We start from the raw sequence: 18,752 nt of genomic DNA, 5'->3' as shown, positions 1-18,752 counted from the left end.
CGCTCCTGCGGTCTGACGAGAATACGGACAATACTGCGCTCCAGGGTAGCCGCTCCCATCCGCCCGCAGCCGGGGGTGGGCCGTCCGGTCGACCGAGAGCCCGGCGAAGCGGCCTCGGATCACCACCTCACCTCACGGCGCAGCGGGAGGCTTCTTCGGTTCAGGAATAGGAAGGACGGCCAGCACGGCCTGTTCGAGTCGTTCCCGTGACGCTCTCGTTCCGGCGGTCGGCAGGTCGATGCAGAACGAGTCGACCACGGTCGATCCGATCGTCGTCACCGTCGCCCACCGCACGTCTGCCCCGTGCTCCTCGAAGACTCCGGCCAGACGACACAGCATTCCGATCCGGTCCTCCGCCCTGATCTCGAGCACAACCTGCCCCGGATCCGTGGTGTCGAGCCAGATCAGGCGCGGTGGGGCCTGCGAGTACATGCCGGGTACCGCACGCTCGGGACGTAGCGACGGTGCGGACTCGCGCGTCGCGCGGTCCTTCGCGTCGAGCTCCGCGAGGAGGTGTAGGTCACCCGACCGAGCACGCATGAACTCCTGTCGCAGCAGACCCTCGACCGGCGGCGCACCGAATCGCGGTACCACGATGAATGTATTGACGGTGCTTCCCGCATGGCTGCCGATGGAGGCCGACTGCACTCGGAGCCCATGCAGAGCCAGCACTCCCGCGGTGTCGGACAACACGCCGGGCTCGTCCGGTGCCACCACCGTCACTACGAAGCCCCGACCGTCGGGCCTCGGGTCGAGCGAGACATGCATGGCGCCGGATTCGGCGAGCCGCGCGAGTTCGGGGTCGATCGGCGACGGAGCCGGAAGGTCCTCCCCCGCCATCATCAGTCGGCAGCGCCGTACCAGTTCCCGGATGAGTGAGGCTTTCCACTCGCCCCAGACGCCGGGTCCGGTGGCCTGCGAATCTGCTTCCGCAAGCGCATGGAGCAGTTCGAGAAGCAGCGGGTCGCCCCCCAGTGTGTCCACCACCGACGTCACCGTTGCCGGGTCGTCGAGGTCGCGGCGGGTCGCAGTGTGCGGGAGCAACAGGTGGTGCCGGACCATCGCTGTGAGCACCGACAGATCGGACGGCCACAAACCCATGCGCGTGCCGATCTGGGCGGCGACCTCGGCGCCGACCACACTGTGATCCCCACCGCGGCCCTTGCCGATGTCGTGCAGGAGCGCTCCGAGAAGCAGCAGATCGGGGCGCGACACCCGCGTCGTGAGTGCGCTCGCGTGAACCGCGGTTTCCACCAGATGGCGATCGACGGTCCAAGTGTGGATGGCGTCGCGCGGTGGGAGATCACGTACCGCCCCCCACTCGGGTAGCAAACGTCCCCACAACCCCGTCCGGTCGAGTGCCTCGACGACATCGACGGCGGCCGGCCCCGAGGCAAGCAGCACGATGAGGTCGTCGAGCGCCTGCCGTGGCCACGGCTCCCGCAGCTCCGGCGCGTGATCCGACAGGCGGGTCAACGTCGCGGCGGCAATCGGCAGGCCCGATCGTGCGGCTGCAGCAGCCACCCTGGTGATCAGGCCCGAGTCCTTGCCCGGCCGGGCGTCGCGGGCCAGCGCCACCTCTCCGCCATGTTCGACGACGCCCTCGTCGAGGGGGCGCCGTACCGGTCCACGTCGAAGGCGCGACAGACCCTTGCGCGGCAGGGAATTTCCCGCTGTGCGGACACCGACCTCGACGGAGTAGCTGATCGTGCGCGCCGCCTCTGTGAGTAGGCGAGCGAGGTCGAAACGGTCACCGATGCGCAGTGCGGCACCGATCTCGTCGGCATCCTGGGCCTGCAGTTGATCGCGACCGCGACGGGCGACGCGATGCAGTTCGGTCCGGACGTCGAGCAGGTGACGGTGCGCGGCCGCGAGGCCACCGCCGGGTGCGTCCGGTCCGAGGCCGGGCATGCCGTCGGTGAGTTGCGCGACCGACAACGCGTTGAGCAACTGTACGTCCCGCAACCCTCCGCGACCGCTCTTGAGATCGGGCTCGGCCCGGTGTGCGATCTGGCCCGACCGCTCCCAACGTGCCTCCGTCATCTCGATCAGCTCGTCGAAGCGGTTCCGGATCCCGGTACGCCACTGTCTGCGTACGCCACCGATGAGCAGATTGCTCAGTTCGTGGTCGCCGGCGATGTGCCGGGCTTCGAGCATCCCGAGCGCCGCCGGAAGGTCGCCCGACGCCACCTGAATGGCCTGTGGAACGGTGCGGACGCTGTGATCGAGCCGGATGTGGGCGTCCCACAGCGGGTACCACAGCCGGTCCGCGACCGACGACACCGTCTCCGGATCGATGTCGTCGTGGAGCAGGATGAGGTCGACGTCGGAGTGCGGCAGCATCTCGCGACGACCGAGTCCCCCTACTGCCACGAGCGCGAACCCGCTGTCCGGCCTGATCCCGAGCTCGGAGCCCTCGGTGATCAACCAGAAATCGAACAGGTCCACGAGTGCGTCGCGCAGTGCCTGGGTGTCGAGGCGGCGAGTGCGGCCGGAGCCGGAGACGAGTGCGTCCCTGGCCGCCGAAAGGTCTGTCGCCGTATTCGTGCCCGAAGACGCCGAGGGCCCACGACCCGCTGCGTGGGCAGCGTGTCCTGGGCCTCGGGTCTCTGCACCCTTGGGGTCAGAGTGCATCCGTACCTCGTTCCCCGGTGCGGACTCGGATCACCGATTCCACCGGGGTGACCCATACCTTGCCGTCACCGATCTTTCCTGTTCGGGAGGCTTCCACGATCGTGTCGACCACCTTGTCCACCACCGAGTCGTCGACGACGACCTCGACGCGCACCTTCGGCACGAAGTCGACCGAGTACTCGGCCCCGCGGTACACCTCGGTGTGGCCCTTCTGGCGTCCGTAGCCCTGCACCTCGCTCACGGTCATTCCGAGCACCCCGGCCTGCTCGAGCCCTGCCTTGACGTCCTCGAGCGTGAACGGCTTCACGATTGCCGTGATCAGCTTCATTTCTCATCCCTTCCCGGTGCTCACCGGACGTTGTCTTGTGTGTCCGCGTAACGCTTGCCCGTTATCTTCGTCCACTTCCACCTCGGCGACGAGGTGAAGCACTACTTCGGTTCGAGACGAAGTACTACTTCAGCGCGGTGGCGAAGTCGTATGCGGATTCCGCGTGCTCGGTTTCGTCGATGCCGCGAGCTTCGTCCTCGGCCGAGACACGCCAGCCCATGGGCCGCAGAGCGAGGGCGATCACAGCGGTGACGACGGCGGTGAACACCAGTGCGACCAGGGCGATCACGATCTGGATAACGAGCTGCTTGTAGTCGCCCCCGTAGAACAGTCCGGTTTCGGTGGCGAGAAGACCGATGGCGACCGTGCCCCACAGACCGGACACCAAGTGCACGCCTACGACATCGAGCGAGTCGTCGTAGCCGAACTTGTACTTCAGTCCGACTGCGAGGGCCGAGAGGATTCCGGCCACGACACCGAGAATGATGGATCCGACCGGGCTGAGAGCACCGGCAGCGGGGGTGATGGCGACCAGACCCGCGACAGCACCCGACGCGGCACCGAGGCTGGTGGCCTTACCGTCCCGCACCCGCTCGGTGGCGAGCCAGCCCAGAATCGCGGCGGCGGTGGCAACGGTGGTGTTGAGCCATGCGAGGCCGGCAACACCGTCAGCAGCGAACGCGGATCCACCGTTGAACCCGAACCACCCGAACCACAGCAGCGCGGCGCCCAGCATCACGAACGGCAGATTGTGCGGACGGAACGCGGTCTTACCGAAGCCTGTGCGCTTGCCGATGATGAGGGCGAGAACCAGCGCGGCGATACCGGCGTTGATGTGGACCACGGTGCCGCCCGCGAAGTCGATCGGGTGAACCGCAGCGGTGAGTCCGCCCTCTCCGTCTTCGACAGTGCCGAAGAGCATCGCGGCGATGCTGTCCTCGGAGCCGGAGAGCAGACCGCCGCCCCACACCATGTGAGCGAGCGGGAAGTAGGCGAGGGTGACCCACACGCCGACGAACACCATCCAGGTACCGAACTTCACGCGCTCCGCGAGCGCACCGCTGATCAGCGCGGTGGTGATGATCGCGAATGTCACCTGGAATCCGATGTCGATGACCTGGGGGTAGTTGCCCAGCCCCGGCAGGAATCCACCTTCGTCGTCGTAGATGGCGCCCTGCAGGCCGAACAGCTCGAACGGGTTCGCGAAGATCCCGCCGATGCTCTCGGAGCCGTATGACATCGACCAGCCCCACAGCACATAGATCACACCGATCAGCGCCATCGCGCCGAACGACATCATCATCATGTTCAGGACCGACTTGGCGCGTGACATGCCGCCGTAGAAGAACGCCAGCCCCGGTGTCATCAGCAGCACGAGCGATGCCGCCATGAGCATCCATGCGGCGTCGCCGGTGTTCACCACTTCCTCCACTTGCACACCTCCCAGTTGTCCGCGCCGGTGAGCGCGTCGTTGGGGAAAGCTTGCTGCGGAGATGTTTCCGCCGAAGCGCTGTCCTGTTTCGTCGGCGTGAACGGGCGACGGGGTGGTGTTTCGTTCATGTTTCCGCCGGAACCGACATCAGGAGACGACAAGGCCGCCCCCGCCGTAGCGGGAGCGGCCTCGATTCGACCGATCGAAGTGTCGGCCGAGAAGTACTCGTCAGCCGAGCAGCGCGTCGACGAAGGCACCCGGCTCGAAGGGTGCGAGATCATCCGCACCCTCGCCCAGACCCACAAGTTTGACCGGCACGCCGAGCTCGTGCTGCACCTGGAAAACGATCCCGCCCTTTGCGGTGCCGTCCAGCTTCGTCAGCACCACACCGGTGATGTCGACGACCTCGGCGAACACGCGGGCCTGCATGAGCCCGTTCTGCCCGATGGTGGCGTCGAGCACCAGCAGAACCTCGTCGACAGCCGCCTTCTTCTCGACCACACGCTTGACCTTGCCCAGCTCGTCCATCAGGCCGGTCTTCGTGTGCAGTCGGCCTGCGGTGTCGATGAGAACTGCGTCGACCCCGTTGTCGATGCCCTTCGCGACGGAGTCGAACGCGACTGCTGCGGGGTCGGCTGCTTCCTTGCCGCGCACCACCTCGGCGCCCACCCTCTCGGCCCAGGTCTGGAGCTGATCCGCCGCAGCAGCACGGAAGGTATCTGCGGCGCCGAGCAGGACTCGACGTCCGTCTGCGACGAGAACGCGGGCGAGCTTGCCGGTCGTGGTCGTTTTACCGGTGCCATTGACGCCGACGACGAGAAGCACCGCCGGATGGTCGTCGTGCGGTAGCGCACGAATGGAACGGTCGAGGTCGGGGCGCAGTTCGTCTACCAGCACCTTGCGGAGCACCGCACGCGCATCGGCTTCCGACCGGACGTTGCTCGCTGCCATCTCCTCTCGAAGCCGGTCGACGATCTTCCCGGTGGTGGCGGAACCGAGGTCGGCAATCAGGAGTGTGTCCTCGATCTCCTCCCACGAGTCCTCATCCAGATCGCCACCCCCGAGCAGGCCGAGCAGGCTCTTGCCCACAGCGTTCTGCGACCGGGCCAGACGCCCGCGGAGACGAACGAGGCGTCCCGAGGTCGGCTCGATCTCGTCGAGCGCCGGTGCAGCAGCCGTGTCGGCAGGAGCAGGCGCAGGTACTGCATCGGCAGGGGCAGCAGGGGCTTGCGCAGCGTCGACCGGCGTCTCGGGCTCCGCAGGCTCGGGAACAGCCTGCGGTGTGGGAGCAGCCTCCGGTGCGGGAGCAAACTCGGGCGCGGGAGCAAGATCGGGCGCGCTCTCCGGCTCTGCCGGCTCGGGTTCTGCGACGACCGGGCCTGGCGCGGCCTCCGGTTCGACGGGCTCCGGTTCGACGGGCTCGGGTTTTGCAGGCTCGGGTTCTGCAGGCTTCGGTACGGTCGGCGGCACCGCCGGGATCTGCGTGGTGGGGGGCGCCTCGGTGACTTCCTCGGGCAACGGGATGGTGCGCGGCTCCGGGACCGGTTCCGGCGCGGGTTTCGGGGCCGGCCGCTGCACCGGTTCCGGCGGAGCGGTCGCAGTCGTTCCCTGACTGAAACTGAATCCGCTCTGCGCCTTGTAACCGCCCGAGCGATCCTTGGCTTCTGCAGTGTCGAGCTTCGGGGTTTCTTTCGCCGTCAGCGACACCTGGCGTCGCCGATAGAGCGTCAGGCCCACGACGAGCGCGACGAGAACAACCGCGAGGGCGGCCGCGATGATTATCCAGGCTCCGGTACTCACGCACCCATACTGTCAGGCTTGAAGCTCACCTTCCGGTTCAGGGACCGGTGTCGTGACATTCTGACCTCGCAGACGCTGGGAGATCACCCGAGTGATGCCGTCGCCTCGCATGCTGACGCCGTACAGCGCGTCGGCAACCTCCATCGTCGGCTTCTGGTGGGTGATCACGATCAGCTGCGACTTCTCGCGTAGCTGCTCGAACAATCCGATCAGCCTCCGCAAGTTCGTGTCGTCGAGTGCTGCTTCCACCTCGTCCATGACGTAGAACGGGGACGGTCGGGCACGGAAGATCGCCACGAGCATCGCGACGGCAGTCAACGACTTCTCCCCACCGGAGAGCAGCGACAACCGCTTGACCTTCTTACCCGGGGGCCGGGCCTCCACCTCGATACCCGTCGTGAGCATGTCCTTCGGGTCGGTGAGGACGAGTCGGCCTTCACCGCCGGGAAACAACTTTGCGAACACCTGCTCGAACTCACGTTCGACGTCGGCGTAGGCCTCGGTGAACACCTGCAGGATCCTCGCGTCCACCTCGTCGACGACTGCCAGCAGATCCTTCCGGGCGTTCTTGACATCCTCGAGTTGAGTCGCCAGGAAGTTGTACCGTTCCTCGAGAGCAGCGAACTCCTCGAGGGCGAGCGGATTGACCTTTCCGAGGGTCGAGAGGTCCTTCTGCGCGCGCTTCGCGCGGCGTTCCTGCGTCGCGCGGTCGTACGGCTGCGGCTGCGGGGCAACCACCTGTTCGCCGCGCTCGCGTGCCTGCTCGTACTCGGCGATTTCGAGGTCGGTCGGCGGGAGCGGGACGTCGGGGCCGTACTCGGCGACGAGGTCGTCGAGCGCGATGCTGAACTGCTCGACCACGGTCTGTTCGAGCTGTTCGATACGCAGCGCCGCCTGCGCCCGGGCCACTTCATCGCGATGCACGGCGTCGGTGAGCTGATCACGCTGGGTCGCGAACTCGCGGACGAATCCCTTGGCCCGCTCCAGTTGCTCGGCGCATTCGGTACGGCGCCGGGTCAGTTCTTCGCGGTGCGCATGCGCGGTAGCGACCGCGCTCTCGAGTTCCCCGGTCACGCGGGCACCGGCCGCAGCGACCGCTGCGGCCACTGCGGCAGCCTGCCGTCGGGTGGCGCGGGCCCGCTCTGCGCGGGCTCGGGCAACGCGTTCGGCCTGTGCGGCGCGCCGCAACGAGTCCGCCTTGCCGCGCAACGATTCGGCGCGCTCCTCCGCGGTGCGCGCGGCGAGCCTGGCCTCCATCTCGACGGCACGCACCTCGGCCAGAGCTGCTGCGGCCATCTCGCGTTCGGCAGCGGTCGATTCGGTACCTGCACCGTCGCCGGCGCCGTCCTGCTCGTCTTCCGCGAGCCGCAAGCGCTCCTCGAGTTCGACGAGCTTCTCCTGCGCCGAATCACGTTCCTTCTCCGCTGCCGTGCGCTGCGTGACGAGACGCTCGGATTCGGCGTGAGCGTTGCGAGCGGCCTGGCCGAGACGTCCGAGCTGTTCATAAACCGCCGACATTGCTGCGTCGGATTCGTTCAGTGCCGCGAGTGTCTGTTCGACGTATTCGGCGCGCGCCTTCTGCTCCTCGGCCGCACCGGTCAACGCTGCGGCGAGTTCTTCCGAACGACGTTCCGCAGCCTCGAGACCCTCCCGCGACGAATCGATCGCGGCCTGAATCTCGAGTGTGCTCGGCGCACGGTCGGAGCCTCCGACGACCCATCCGGAACCGGTGAGATCGCCGCGACGGGTGACCGCACGCAGATCCGGTCGCTGTGAGCACACCGTTGCGGCGGCATCGAGGTCGTCGACCACCACGATCCCGGCAAGGACGGCACCGAGGCCTCCGCGCAGTTCGGCGGGGCATTCGACCACGTCGCGCACCCACCGAGCGTTCGCAGGCAACGACCCTGATTCGTCGGGCGCCTCCGCCCCGACCGCGAGGAATGCAACTCTGCCCTGGTCGGCATCGGCGAGCGCGGTCGCCAACGAGTTCGCTGCGGCCACCGACGTGACCGTGAGGGCGTCGGAGGCCGGTCCGAGTGCAGCGGCCACCGCCGCCTCGAAACCGGGTTCTACACGCAGCCGGTCTGCGAGCTGACCCAGAACACCGGAGTCGGTGTGGTGCTCGAGCAGCCATGCGGCACCGTCCTTGCGCTCGAGTCCCATGGACAGGGCGTCGATGCGTGCGCCGAGCGACGCGACCTCCTTGCCTGCGGCGCGTTCGGCGTTCTGGAGTTCCGTAACGCGGTCGTCGGCAATGCGCGCCGCCTCGACGGCTCGTTCGTGCTGAGCGTCGGCGTCGATCTCTCCCGCGTCGAGATCGTCGATGCGCCCCTGCGCGGTCTCGAACTCGGCCTGCGCGTCGACTCCGCGCCGACGAGCCTCCTCGATCGCGACAGTGAGGCGAGCGATCTCGCTGTCGATCGATTCCGTACGGGTTCGGACGGTCTCGACCTGACCGGTGAGACGAGCGAGTCCCTCGCGACGGTCGGCGATGGCGCGGACTGCCGCCATGTGTGCCCGCTCTGCTGCCGCTGCGTATTCCTCTCGCGCGGTGAGTTGTTCTTTCGCTGCGTCGAGGGTGCCGTGCGCGATCTCGACCGCTTCGAGCAGTTCGGCTTCTTCTGCGGCGATCCGCTCGGCGCGCGCTTCCATCTCGTCGGGGTCCTGCCCGGCACGCGTCTCGGGTTCCGCGTCGAGGTGGCGGGCGCGTTCCTGCGCGATGCGGACGGTCGCGGAGACGCGTTCGGCGAGAGCGGAGAGCTGGAACCAGACCTGGGACGCTGCTTCGGCGCCCGGGGTGAGCTGCGCGAGCGCCTGTTCGTGACGGGCGAGGTCTGCGGTGGCTTCGTCGAGCATCACGTTGACGTGATCGAGACGCTCGCGCAGGACTTGTTCCTGTTCGTCCTGGCCTGCGAACTCGGCGCGACGGGTGACAAGATCGTCGGCAGCGAGGCGCAGCCGGGCATCACGTAGGTCGGCCTGAACGGTCTGGGCCCGGCGCGCGACCTCGGCCTGTCGTCCCAGTGGTTTGAGCTGGCGGCGCAGTTCGGCCGTGAGGTCGGTCAGCCGGGCGAGGTTCGCCTGCATCGAGTCGAGCTTGCGGACCGCTTTCTCCTTGCGACGGCGGTGTTTGAGCACCCCGGCCGCTTCTTCGATGAACGCCCGTCGGTCTTCCGGGCGGGATTCGAGGATCGCAGCGAGGCGCCCCTGCCCGACGATGACGTGCATTTCGCGGCCGATGCCCGAGTCGGAAAGAAGTTCCTGCACGTCCATCAGCCGACACGAGTTGCCGTTGATCTCGTACTCACCTGCGCCGTCGCGGAACATGCGCCGCGTGACGGACACCTCCGAGTACTCGATCGGAAGCGCCCCGTCCGAGTTGTCGATCGTCAGGGTCACTTCGGCGCGACCGAGCGGCGGGCGCCCCGCGGTGCCCGCGAAGATGACGTCCTGCATCTTCCCGCCGCGAAGCGCTTTGGCCCCCTGCTCTCCCATCACCCAGGTGAGGGCATCGACCACATTGGACTTACCCGAGCCGTTGGGTCCGACGACACAGGTGATGCCTGGCTCGAAGCGCAGAGTCGTCGACGAAGCGAAGGACTTGAAGCCCTTCAGTGTCAGACTCTTGAGATGCATGAGGAAAAACCTTACCGGGACGTCAGCGCTCGACGAATCCGGTGAGCCCGCCGCGTGCCGGTTCCCAGCTCTCGACCACGAGGCGCACCTCCCCCGGTGTGAGATCGGACCGCAGCCATGCGAGCAGCATCTCGAGCGCGTGGCGCGGCCCCTCGGCGATGACGAGAACCCGACCGTCCGCGTGGTTGGTGGCGTGGCCGGCGAGTCCGAGTTCCAATGCCCGGGCACGGGTGAACCAGCGGAAGCCGACGCCTTGGACCTTGCCGTGCACCCACGCCGTCAGGCGTGCGGTGTCGTCGGAATGGTCGGCGTCGTCATGGTGTTCGAGTGCCACAGCGCTTCTCTAGGCGTCGGCGGTGATGGTCAACGTCACCTTCGTGCCCGCCTTCAGCGTGCGTCCGACGGTGCAGACCTTGTCTACGGATCGTTCGACGAGCGCGACGAGGCGCTGCTGGGCTTGCGCGTCGAGTTCGGAGAGGTCGAGGATCAGTTCCTCCTCGAGATGTGGGTAGACCTCGTTCTCGCGATCGGCTGCGCCCGACACCTTGATGGTCGCGTCGTAGTCGTCACCGAGCCTTCGCGAGAGAGGGAAGTCCGAGCTCATTCCGGAACACGCGGCCAACGCGATCTTCAGCAGTTCGCCGGGGGTGAAGACTCCATCGACGGTCTCGGATCCGATGAGGACCTCGGCGCCTCGTGAGCTGCGGCCCGTGTAGCGGCGGGTGCCGGTGCGTTCGACCCACAGGTCGGTGGGTGTGGTCGCGGGGTTCTGGTCAGCCATGCGGGAAATCCTGCCATGCGCTGCCGACACCGGGTACAGGACCGCCCCTCACTCCCTGATGGTCGCGCCGCCGCGAACGATGCGTGGCCGGGGCTGGCAACGTGGGCACGAAAAGGACGAGCGGTTCATGAACTTCTCGCGCCGGATCGGTGCGCCGCATCGAGGGCACGGCCTGTTCTCCCGGCCGTACGCGTTCAAGGAGCGATCGAAGTAGCCGGACTCACCGTTGACGTTGACGTACAAGGCATCGAAGGACGTGCCACCCTGGCCGAGCGCTTCGGCCATCACATCGTGAGCCGCAGCGAGCACGGCATGCAGTTTCGGACCGGTCAGTTTGTCGGTCGGCCGGTTGCCGTGGATCTGCGCACGCCACAGCGCTTCGTCCGCGTAGATGTTGCCGATTCCGGAGACGACGGTCTGGTCGAGCAGTGCGCGTTTGATCTCGGTGTGCTTTCCGCGCAGCACCTTCACCACGGCGGACGGATCGAATCGCGGGTCCATAGGATCCCGTGCTATGTGTGCGACGGGCAGCGGTAATCGATCGCCGTCGACCTCGACGAGCGGTGCCAGTGCCCATCCACCGAACGTCCGCTGGTCGACGAAACGCAGATCGGCGCCACTGTCGAGTACCGCTCGGATCCTCAGGTGCTTCTCGTGCGCGACCGTTGGTGGCTGCACCAACATCTGTCCGCTCATCCCGAGGTGCACGACCACTGCCAGGTCGGTCGGTTCCAGAACGAGCCAGAGGTACTTTCCACGCCGTTCGACAGCGGTCACGGTCTGGCCGGTCAGCTGCAGAGCGAGATCACGCGGGCCCGGTTCGTGGCGTCGCGCCGCCCTCGGGTGCAGAACCTCGACGGACTCCATAGTGGCGCCCAGCACGTGGGCGGTCAGACCACGCCGAACGACTTCGACCTCGGGAAGTTCGGGCACGACAGGATCAGTTGGCCCCGGTCGAGGTCTCGGTGTTCTGGTCGGTCTCGCTCGACAACACCTGCCATGCGGTGGAAGCCGCCTTCTGCTCGGCCTCCTTCTTCGTCCGACCGACGCCGACACCGTAGGGCTTTCCTGCCACGAGAGCGGTGGCCGTGAATTCCTTGTCGTGGTCGGGTCCGGTCGCCGTGATCTCGTACACGGGCACGCCGACTCCGCGTTCGGCGGTGAGTTCCTGCAGGCTCGTTTTCCAGTCCAGGCCGGCTCCCAGACGTGGACCGCGGTCGAGCAGTTCGGCGAACAGACGCAGGACCACCTCTCGGGCGACCTCGATGCCGTGCTGCAGGTGAACAGCCCCGAGCAGCGACTCCATTCCGTCGGCGAGGATGCTCGCTTTGTCCCGTCCGCCGGTCATCTCCTCGCCCTTGCCGAGCAGCAGATGTACGCCCAGCCCCCCATCGCCGAGGCCGCGCGCCACTTCGGCGAGTGCGTGCATGTTGACCACGCTCGCGCGGATCTTCGCGAGTTCACCTTCTGGTTTGTCCGGGTGGGTCAGATACAGGTATTCGGTCACGGACAGACCCAGCACGGCGTCGCCGAGGAACTCGAGTCGTTCGTTGGTCGGCAATCCACCCTTCTCGTATGCGTACGAGCGATGGGTCAATGCCAGGGTCAGCAGGTCAGGGGCCACCGGGACACCGAGGGCGGCGAGAAGAGACGCATGTTCTCCCTCGCCGCCCTCGGGTGCGGTATCGATCGACTTGGTCGTCACGTATGTACCGATCAGACGGGCGCGGTCACCTGACGACCGTTGTAGGTGCCACACGACGGGCACGCCACGTGCGGCAGCTTCTTCTCACCGCAGCCGCGGTTCGGGCAGGTGACGAGCGTGGGCGCAGTGGTGTTCCACTGGCTGCGCCGCGACCGGGTGTTGGAACGCGACATTCTGCGCTTGGGGACGGCCACGTCTACTTCTCCTCGTTGTTCTTGCTGTCGGATGCACTGCTGGATTCTTCGGAGCCTGCGCCGAACGCGGCTGCCAACCCAGCCCAGCGAGGATCCAGTATTTCATGTCCGTGCCCGGATTCGGCAATCGCCAGGCGAATACCACATTCCGCGCACAGTCCCGCGCAGTCGTCGGTGCACAACGGACGTAGCGGAAGTTCCAATCCGACCGCATCGACGATCGCAGGCTCGAGGTCTATCAGATCGTCTTCGATCCGATAGACCTCGTCTTCCTGCGTGGTCTGGTCGGTCACACTGTTCGGGTAGGCGAACAGCTCGGTGAGGTACAAACTCACCTCGCCCGTGAACGGCTCGAGGCATCGAGAGCATTCACCGGCGGTGTCGGCACGAACTGTACCGGTCACCAGAACACCCTCCGACACCGACTCCAACCGAAGGTCGAGGTCGATCTCGCTGCCTTCCTCGATCGCGATCATTTCGAGTCCGATGCGCGATGGAGACAGAACGCGGCGCTGCACCGTACGCATCGACCCGGGACGACGCCCCAGCGAGAGCGTGTCCAGCACGAGGCCGGCTTCCCGTTCGGGATGCCGCGTACCGGAGCGGTGGGTAGACAACGTCGATCTCACTTTCGAATAGAAGGCAGTGCGAATTCACTGGGCAACCGTTCAATGGTACGCGATGACCCCGCGATTCACGAAAAAACACGGGTTCACCACGGGAAACGGTTCACCGGCGCCAGGCGGCCCGATGGTCGGCCTCGGCATAGTCCGGTCTTCCCGACGTCCTCAACTGCTGACGCCCGCGACCCACCGAACGCAGGGTGGTGTCGAGGATCTCCTCGAACTCGGCGAGTTTGCCGTCGACATACTCGTCACACTCGGTGCGCAACCGATCGGATTCGGCGTGGGCACCATCGATGACGCGCGCCGACTCCACATGTGCGGACTGCACGACCTCGGTCTGAGATACCAACCGCGCCTGCTCGGCCTCGCCGTCGGCGATGGATCGGTCGTATGCCGCCTTGCCTGCCTCGACCATACGGTCGGCCTCGGATCGAGCCCTGCCGGTGACGGCGTCGTACTGCCGCTTGCCGTCGGCGATGAGGGCATCCGCCTCCGCCTGCGCATCGGCGACCAGTTCGCCCGCGTGCGCGCGCGCCTCCGCCACCATCCGGTCGGCCTGCGCCTTCGCGTCGGAGAGCATGCGATCGGCGTCGGCCCGGGCCTCCTCGATCAACGTGCGTGCCTCTTCGTCGGCATCGCCGACCGTTTTGTCCGCCAGGGCCCGTGCGTCGCCGACCAGCTTGTCGCGGTGATCGAGAACGTCCTGAGCGTCGTCCAATTCGGCGGGAAGAGCGTCCCTCACGTCGTCGAGAAGTTCGAGCACATCGCCGCGTGGGACCACGCAACTCGCCGTCATGGGAACGCTTCGTGCCTCTTCGGTGATCGCGACAAGTTCGTCGAGTGCCTCGAATACCCGGTACACGCCAACCCCAATCCTGATCCGTCGACCCGGCCGGTGCGACCGCGCCGTGTCCAGTCTGCCGCAGCGTGCGCTCCGGTTCCGGTCCACGCGCCGGTGTGTCGGATCACGGTTCGGCGGTGTGCGGGTAGTTACTCGGCTGCGGCCCGTTCGGCGAGGCGTGCGAGAAGCCGCTTGTGCACGGCCTCGGGAAGCATCTCGGAGACGTCACCGCCGTAGGCGGCAACCTCCTTGACGAGCGAGCTCGAGAGATAGCTGTACACGGGATTGGTGGCCACGAACAGGGTGTCGACGCCGGTGAGCTTGTGATTCATCTGGGCCATCTGCAACTCGTAGTCGAAGTCGTTGGCGCCGCGGAGCCCCTTGACGATCGCAGAGATCCCGTTCGCAGTTGCATAGTCGACCAGCAGCCCCTGCCAGGAATCGACGCGAACATTGCCGAGATGCGACGTGGCCTCGGCGAGCATTTCGAGGCGTTCGGGCACCGTGAACATGCCCTGCTTGTTGGGATTGATCACGACGGTGACCACGACCTCGTCGAATTGCACCGCGGTACGAGCGATGACGTCGAGGTGTCCGTTGGTGACCGGGTCGAAGGATCCTGGGCATACCGCGCGGCTCATGAGTCAGCACCGTAACAGGCCGCGATCTCCACGCGCGTCTCACCGTACTTCCGGACCCGGTCGACGTCGAAACCGGTGGGCCACGCAGTTTCCGGCGCTCGGCTGGAGCGTTCGAGTACCACGATCGTGTTCTCCCCAACCCAACCGTGCTCGACGAGCGCAATGAGCATCGCCGACACCGCGCTCTCCGCGATCGCGTACGGAGGATCAGCGAAGACCAGATCGTATTCGCGGTCGGCACCCGCCACCAGGACCGCGGCGACCGGCGCCGACCGCAGCATCGCGCCGGACAAGCCGACGACGGCGATGTTGTCGCGGATCACCGCCGACGCTTTGGCGTCCGATTCGACGAGCATCGCATGCGCTGCACCTCGCGAAAGCGCTTCGAGACCGAGCGCGCCGGACCCCGCATAGAGGTCCAGCACGACTGCCCCGTCGAGATCCATCCGCGCGTCGAGCGAACTGAACAGCGCTTCGCGCACCCGCTCGGATGTCGGCCGAGTACCGCGGGGCGGCACCTTCAGGCGCCGCCCCCCGGCTCGACCGGCAACGATTCGTGTCACTCGGAGCTTGCCTCCGTAGACACCACTACGAGCAGATCTCCACCTTCGACCTGCTGAACGGGTCCGGCTGCGATGCGAGTGATCCGCCCGCCGCGAGGAGCGGTGATCGCCGCTTCCATCTTCATCGCCTCGATCGTGGCGACCGTGTCGCCTGCCGAGACCGTGTCGCCTTCGGATACGACAAGGGTGACCGTGCCCGCGAACGGAGCCGCGACGTGCCCTGGATCGTTGCGATCTGCCTTCTCCACGACGGGGATCTCGCTGGCGATCGACCGGTCTCGCACCGACACGGGGCGAAGCTGGCCGTTGAGCAGGCACATCACGTTGCGGAATCCACGTTCGTCCGCGTCCGAGATCGCCTCGAGCCCGATCAGCAGCTCGACGCCCTTGCCGAGACGGACGCGGTGTTCCTCGCCGTACCGCAATCCGTAGAAGAACTGGTTCGCCGACAGCTCCGAGGTGTCTCCGTACTGCTCACGATGCTGTTCGAACTCGCGGGCCGGACCCGCGAACAACAACCGGTTGAGGGTCCGACGACGTTCGAGAGAGGATCCCGCGAGGCCCTTTTCCTCGTCGGCCGTCAACGGCGTCTCGGCCTTCGGCTCCGCGCGGCCGGCCAGCGCCTTCGAACGGAACGGCTCAGGCCAGCCACCGGCCGGCGTTCCGAGGTCGCCGCGCAAGAATCCGATGACCGAATCCGGGATGTCGAACTTTCCGGGCTCGGCCGCGAAGTCGTCGACCGAGACGCCCGCGCCGACCAGGTGCAAGGCGAGGTCGCCGACGACCTTCGACGACGGCGTCACCTTGATCAGGCGCCCCAGCAGGCGGTCGGCGCCTGCGTAGGCGGCCTCGACGTCCTCGAACCGGTCGCCGAGTCCGAGCGCGATTGCCTGCTGACGAAGATTCGACAGCTGACCACCCGGAATCTCATGGGTGTACACACGGCCGGTCGGCGCGGGCAGACCCGACTCGAACGGCGCGTACACCCGTCGCAGTGCCTCCCAGTACGGTTCGAGATCGCACACCGCCTGTAGGTCCAGTCCGGTGTCGAACTCGCTGTGCGCCGCGGCCGCGACGATCGCCGACAATGCAGGCTGGCTCGTGGTGCCCGCGAGCGCCGCCGACGCACCGTCGACCGCGTCGGCTCCCGCGTGCCATGCCGCAACGTAAGTGGCGAGCTGTCCGCCGGGGGTGTCGTGCGTATGCACGTGCACCGGCAGATCGAAGTTGCTGCGCAGAGCCTTGACCAGGGTGGCAGCGGCGGGCGCGCGGAGCAGACCTGCCATGTCCTTGATGGCGATGATGTGCGCGCCTGCATCGACGATCTGCTCGGCCAGCTTCAGGTAGTAGTCGAGCGTGTAGATGGTCTCGTTCGGGTTCGACAGATCGCCCGTGTAGGACAGGGCCACCTCGGCGAGCGTGGTGCCGGTCTCGCGCACAGCGTCGATCGCCGGCCGCATCTGATCGACGTTGTTGAGCGCATCGAAGATACGGAAGATGTCGATTCCCGTGTCGGCGGCTTCCTGGACGAATGCGCGCGTGACTGCCTCCGGGTACGGGGTGTACCCGACGGTGTTGCGCCCGCGCAGGAGCATCTGCAGGTTGATGTTGGGAATTGCCTCACGCAACGCCGCAAGCCGCTCCCACGGATCCTCGTGCAGGAAACGCAGCGCCACGTCGTAGGTAGCTCCGCCCCACGCCTCGATCGAGAGCAGTTCCGGCGTCATGCGTGCGACGTGACCGGCTACCGTGAGCAAGTCCTTGCTGCGCACGCGGGTGGCGAGCAGTGACTGATGCGCGTCACGGAACGTCGTGTCGGTGACACCGATGGCCTTCTGTTCGCGCAGGGCCCGCGCGAAACCCTCGGGCCCGAGTTCGAGCAAACGCTGCCGGGACCCGGGAGCCGGGGGCACAGACAGGTCGATTGCGGGGAGCTTGTCGTGCGGGTACACCGTCGCGATCCGCTCGCCATGAGGCTTGTTGACCGTGACGTCGGCGAGATACTCGAGGATCTTCGTTCCCCGGTCGGCCGAACGTCGCTGCGTCAACAGGTGCGGCCGCTCCTCTATGAACGAGGTCGTCACGCGCCCGGCGCGGAAGTCATCGTCATCGAGAACAGCCTGCAGGAACGGGATGTTCGTCGATACACCGCGAATACGGAACTCGGTCACCGCGCGACGGGCACGCGCGACGGCTGCTTCGAGGTCACGGCCTCGGCACGTGAGCTTGACGAGCATCGAGTCGAAGTGCGCCGAGATCTCCGCACCCACCGATGTACCACCGTCGAGACGGATCCCTGCACCACCGGGGGTGCGGTAGCCGGTGATGCGGCCCGTGTCGGGGCGGAAGCCGTTGGCCGGATCCTCTGTGGTGATACGGCACTGCAGCGCCGCGCCGTGGATGCGGATCGTGTCCTGGCTCAGACCGAGATCGGCCAAGGTCTCGCCCGAAGCGATCCGAAGCTGCGCCTGCACCAGGTCCACGTCGGTGATCTCCTCGGTCACCGTGTGCTCGACCTGGATACGCGGGTTCATCTCGATGAACACGTGCTTGCCGCGCTCGTCGAGGAGGAATTCGACCGTGCCCGCGCACTGGTAGCCGATCTGCTCGGCGAACGCGACGGCGTCCGCGCAGATCCTGTCGCGAAGGTCCGGGTCCAGGTTCGGGGCAGGCGCAAGCTCGATGACCTTCTGGTGGCGGCGCTGCACAGAGCAGTCCCGCTCGTACAGATGGACGACGTTGCCGTGCTTGTCTGCCAGGATCTGCACCTCGATGTGACGAGGGTTGACCACGGCCTGCTCGAGGAAGACCGTCGGGTCGCCGAAAGCCGCATCGGCCTCACGGGATGCCGCCTCGATGGCCTCGCGCAGCTGGGAGGGCTCGGCCACACGCCGCATACCGCGGCCACCACCACCCGCTACAGCCTTGACGAACACCGGGAAGGTCATCTTCTCCGAAGCCGCGACAAGCTCCTCGAGATCGGCAGACGGCTCCGACGAGGCCAGTACCGGCAGTCCCGCTGCTTTCGCAGCCGCGATCGCACGCGCCTTGTTTCCGGTCAGTTCCAGGATCTCGGTCGAGGGGCCGACGAATGTGATGCCCGCACGGTCGCATGCCGCGGCGAGGTCCGGGTTCTCGGACAGGAAGCCGTAACCGGGGTAGATGGCGTCGGCGCCGACCGATGCAGCTGCCTTCACGATCTCGTCGACCGAGAGGTAGGCCCGGACCGGGTGCCCTTCCTCACCGATCTGATATGCCTCGTCGGCCTTCAGACGATGCAGGGACTTGCGATCTTCGTACGGGAACACCGCGACCGTTTCAGCACCCAGTTCGTAGGCGGCACGAAACGCGCGGATTGCGATCTCGCCTCGGTTGGCGACAAGCACTTTGGAGAACATTGCATGACGGTACCGCGCCCGAACAGCACTTCAGTCTCCGGGATTCCACATCTCGAGACGCTGCGGCGTTCCTCCCCGACTGTAACGATGCAGTCGTCCACCAGGTAACAAACACGAAACCTACGCGGTCGCAAGGCCGTAACACCGCGGCTTCGATCCTGCCGCGTTCG

The 18,752-nt window shown here is 66.6% G+C and carries 15 protein-coding genes; all 15 read right to left on the bottom strand.

The annotated features are described in order from the left end of the window. Positions 1–132 precede the first annotated feature (132 nt). Positions 133–2,634, bottom strand: coding sequence for a [protein-PII] uridylyltransferase (locus ACSYG9_RS20825; protein WP_454839774.1), 2,502 nt, complete (start codon positions 2,632–2,634; stop codon positions 133–135). Continuing rightward, on the bottom strand, positions 2,624–2,962 hold the full coding sequence (locus ACSYG9_RS20820) for a P-II family nitrogen regulator (RefSeq protein WP_054717737.1): 339 nt from the start codon (positions 2,960–2,962) through the stop codon (positions 2,624–2,626). Before ACSYG9_RS20820 ends, ACSYG9_RS20825 begins: the two co-directional genes overlap by 11 nt. Positions 2,963–3,086: 124 nt before the next feature. Then, positions 3,087–4,394 (bottom strand): ammonium transporter, encoded by a 1,308-nt coding sequence (locus ACSYG9_RS20815; RefSeq protein ID WP_440124280.1) that lies wholly within the window; start codon positions 4,392–4,394, stop codon positions 3,087–3,089. A gap of 228 nt (positions 4,395–4,622) precedes the next feature. Continuing rightward, complete coding sequence (gene ftsY, locus ACSYG9_RS20810; protein WP_440124279.1) at positions 4,623–6,194, bottom strand: signal recognition particle-docking protein FtsY; 1,572 nt, start codon at positions 6,192–6,194, stop codon at positions 4,623–4,625. A 12-nt stretch (positions 6,195–6,206) separates the two neighbouring features. Then, positions 6,207–9,833: a chromosome segregation protein SMC gene (gene smc / locus ACSYG9_RS20805; RefSeq protein ID WP_454839773.1), complete on the bottom strand. Its 3,627-nt coding sequence runs from the start codon at positions 9,831–9,833 to the stop codon at positions 6,207–6,209. 22 nt (positions 9,834–9,855) lie between these two features. Continuing rightward, positions 9,856–10,167 (bottom strand): acylphosphatase, encoded by a 312-nt coding sequence (locus ACSYG9_RS20800; protein WP_440124277.1) that lies wholly within the window; start codon positions 10,165–10,167, stop codon positions 9,856–9,858. Between the two features lie 9 nt (positions 10,168–10,176). Next, positions 10,177–10,614, bottom strand: coding sequence for an OsmC family protein (locus ACSYG9_RS20795; RefSeq protein ID WP_454839771.1), 438 nt, complete (start codon positions 10,612–10,614; stop codon positions 10,177–10,179). 48 nt (positions 10,615–10,662) lie between these two features. Next, positions 10,663–11,547, bottom strand: coding sequence for a bifunctional DNA-formamidopyrimidine glycosylase/DNA-(apurinic or apyrimidinic site) lyase (mutM, locus tag ACSYG9_RS20790; protein WP_440124275.1), 885 nt, complete (start codon positions 11,545–11,547; stop codon positions 10,663–10,665). A gap of 7 nt (positions 11,548–11,554) precedes the next feature. Beyond that, positions 11,555–12,319 (bottom strand): ribonuclease III, encoded by a 765-nt coding sequence (gene rnc / locus ACSYG9_RS20785; RefSeq protein WP_440124274.1) that lies wholly within the window; start codon positions 12,317–12,319, stop codon positions 11,555–11,557. An 11-nt stretch (positions 12,320–12,330) separates the two neighbouring features. After that, positions 12,331–12,513, bottom strand: a complete 183-nt coding sequence (gene rpmF, locus ACSYG9_RS20780) for a 50S ribosomal protein L32 (protein WP_006551208.1) — start codon at positions 12,511–12,513, stop codon at positions 12,331–12,333. A gap of 2 nt (positions 12,514–12,515) precedes the next feature. Next, entirely contained in the window at positions 12,516–13,079 is a 564-nt protein-coding gene (locus ACSYG9_RS20775) for a YceD family protein (RefSeq protein WP_440127742.1), read from the bottom strand. A gap of 163 nt (positions 13,080–13,242) precedes the next feature. Beyond that, a complete protein-coding gene (locus ACSYG9_RS20770) occupies positions 13,243–14,001 on the bottom strand; it encodes a DivIVA domain-containing protein (RefSeq protein WP_440124273.1) in 759 nt (252 codons plus the stop codon). 128 nt (positions 14,002–14,129) lie between these two features. Beyond that, positions 14,130–14,621 carry a pantetheine-phosphate adenylyltransferase gene (gene coaD / locus ACSYG9_RS20765; protein ID WP_169688633.1) on the bottom strand — a complete coding sequence of 164 codons (492 nt, stop codon included), beginning with the start codon at positions 14,619–14,621 and terminating at the stop codon, positions 14,130–14,132. Next, on the bottom strand, positions 14,618–15,184 hold the full coding sequence (gene rsmD / locus ACSYG9_RS20760; RefSeq protein WP_440124272.1) for a 16S rRNA (guanine(966)-N(2))-methyltransferase RsmD: 567 nt from the start codon (positions 15,182–15,184) through the stop codon (positions 14,618–14,620). The genes coaD and rsmD overlap by 4 nt, the downstream gene beginning before the upstream one ends. Then, positions 15,181–18,582, bottom strand: coding sequence for a pyruvate carboxylase (locus tag ACSYG9_RS20755; RefSeq protein ID WP_440124271.1), 3,402 nt, complete (start codon positions 18,580–18,582; stop codon positions 15,181–15,183). Before ACSYG9_RS20755 ends, rsmD begins: the two co-directional genes overlap by 4 nt. Positions 18,583–18,752 lie beyond the last annotated feature (170 nt).

Source organism: Rhodococcus sp. SJ-2 (genome assembly GCF_053750035.1).
Note: the sequence above shows the minus strand (reverse complement) of the source record. Positions and strands in the feature narration are given on the sequence as shown.

Excerpts from the sequence above, each read along its gene's own strand:
- coaD (WP_169688633.1), bottom strand. The coding sequence starts at position 14,621 with ATGAGCCGCGCGGTATGCCCAGGATCCTTCGACCCGGTCACCAACGGA.
- ACSYG9_RS20795 (WP_454839771.1), bottom strand. The coding sequence starts at position 10,614 with ATGGCTGACCAGAACCCCGCGACCACACCCACCGACCTGTGGGTCGAA.
- ACSYG9_RS20825 (WP_454839774.1), bottom strand. The coding sequence starts at position 2,634 with ATGCACTCTGACCCCAAGGGTGCAGAGACCCGAGGCCCAGGACACGCT.
- ACSYG9_RS20755 (WP_440124271.1), bottom strand. The coding sequence starts at position 18,582 with ATGTTCTCCAAAGTGCTTGTCGCCAACCGAGGCGAGATCGCAATCCGC.
- smc (WP_454839773.1), bottom strand. The coding sequence starts at position 9,833 with ATGCATCTCAAGAGTCTGACACTGAAGGGCTTCAAGTCCTTCGCTTCG.
- ACSYG9_RS20820 (WP_054717737.1), bottom strand. The coding sequence starts at position 2,962 with ATGAAGCTGATCACGGCAATCGTGAAGCCGTTCACGCTCGAGGACGTC.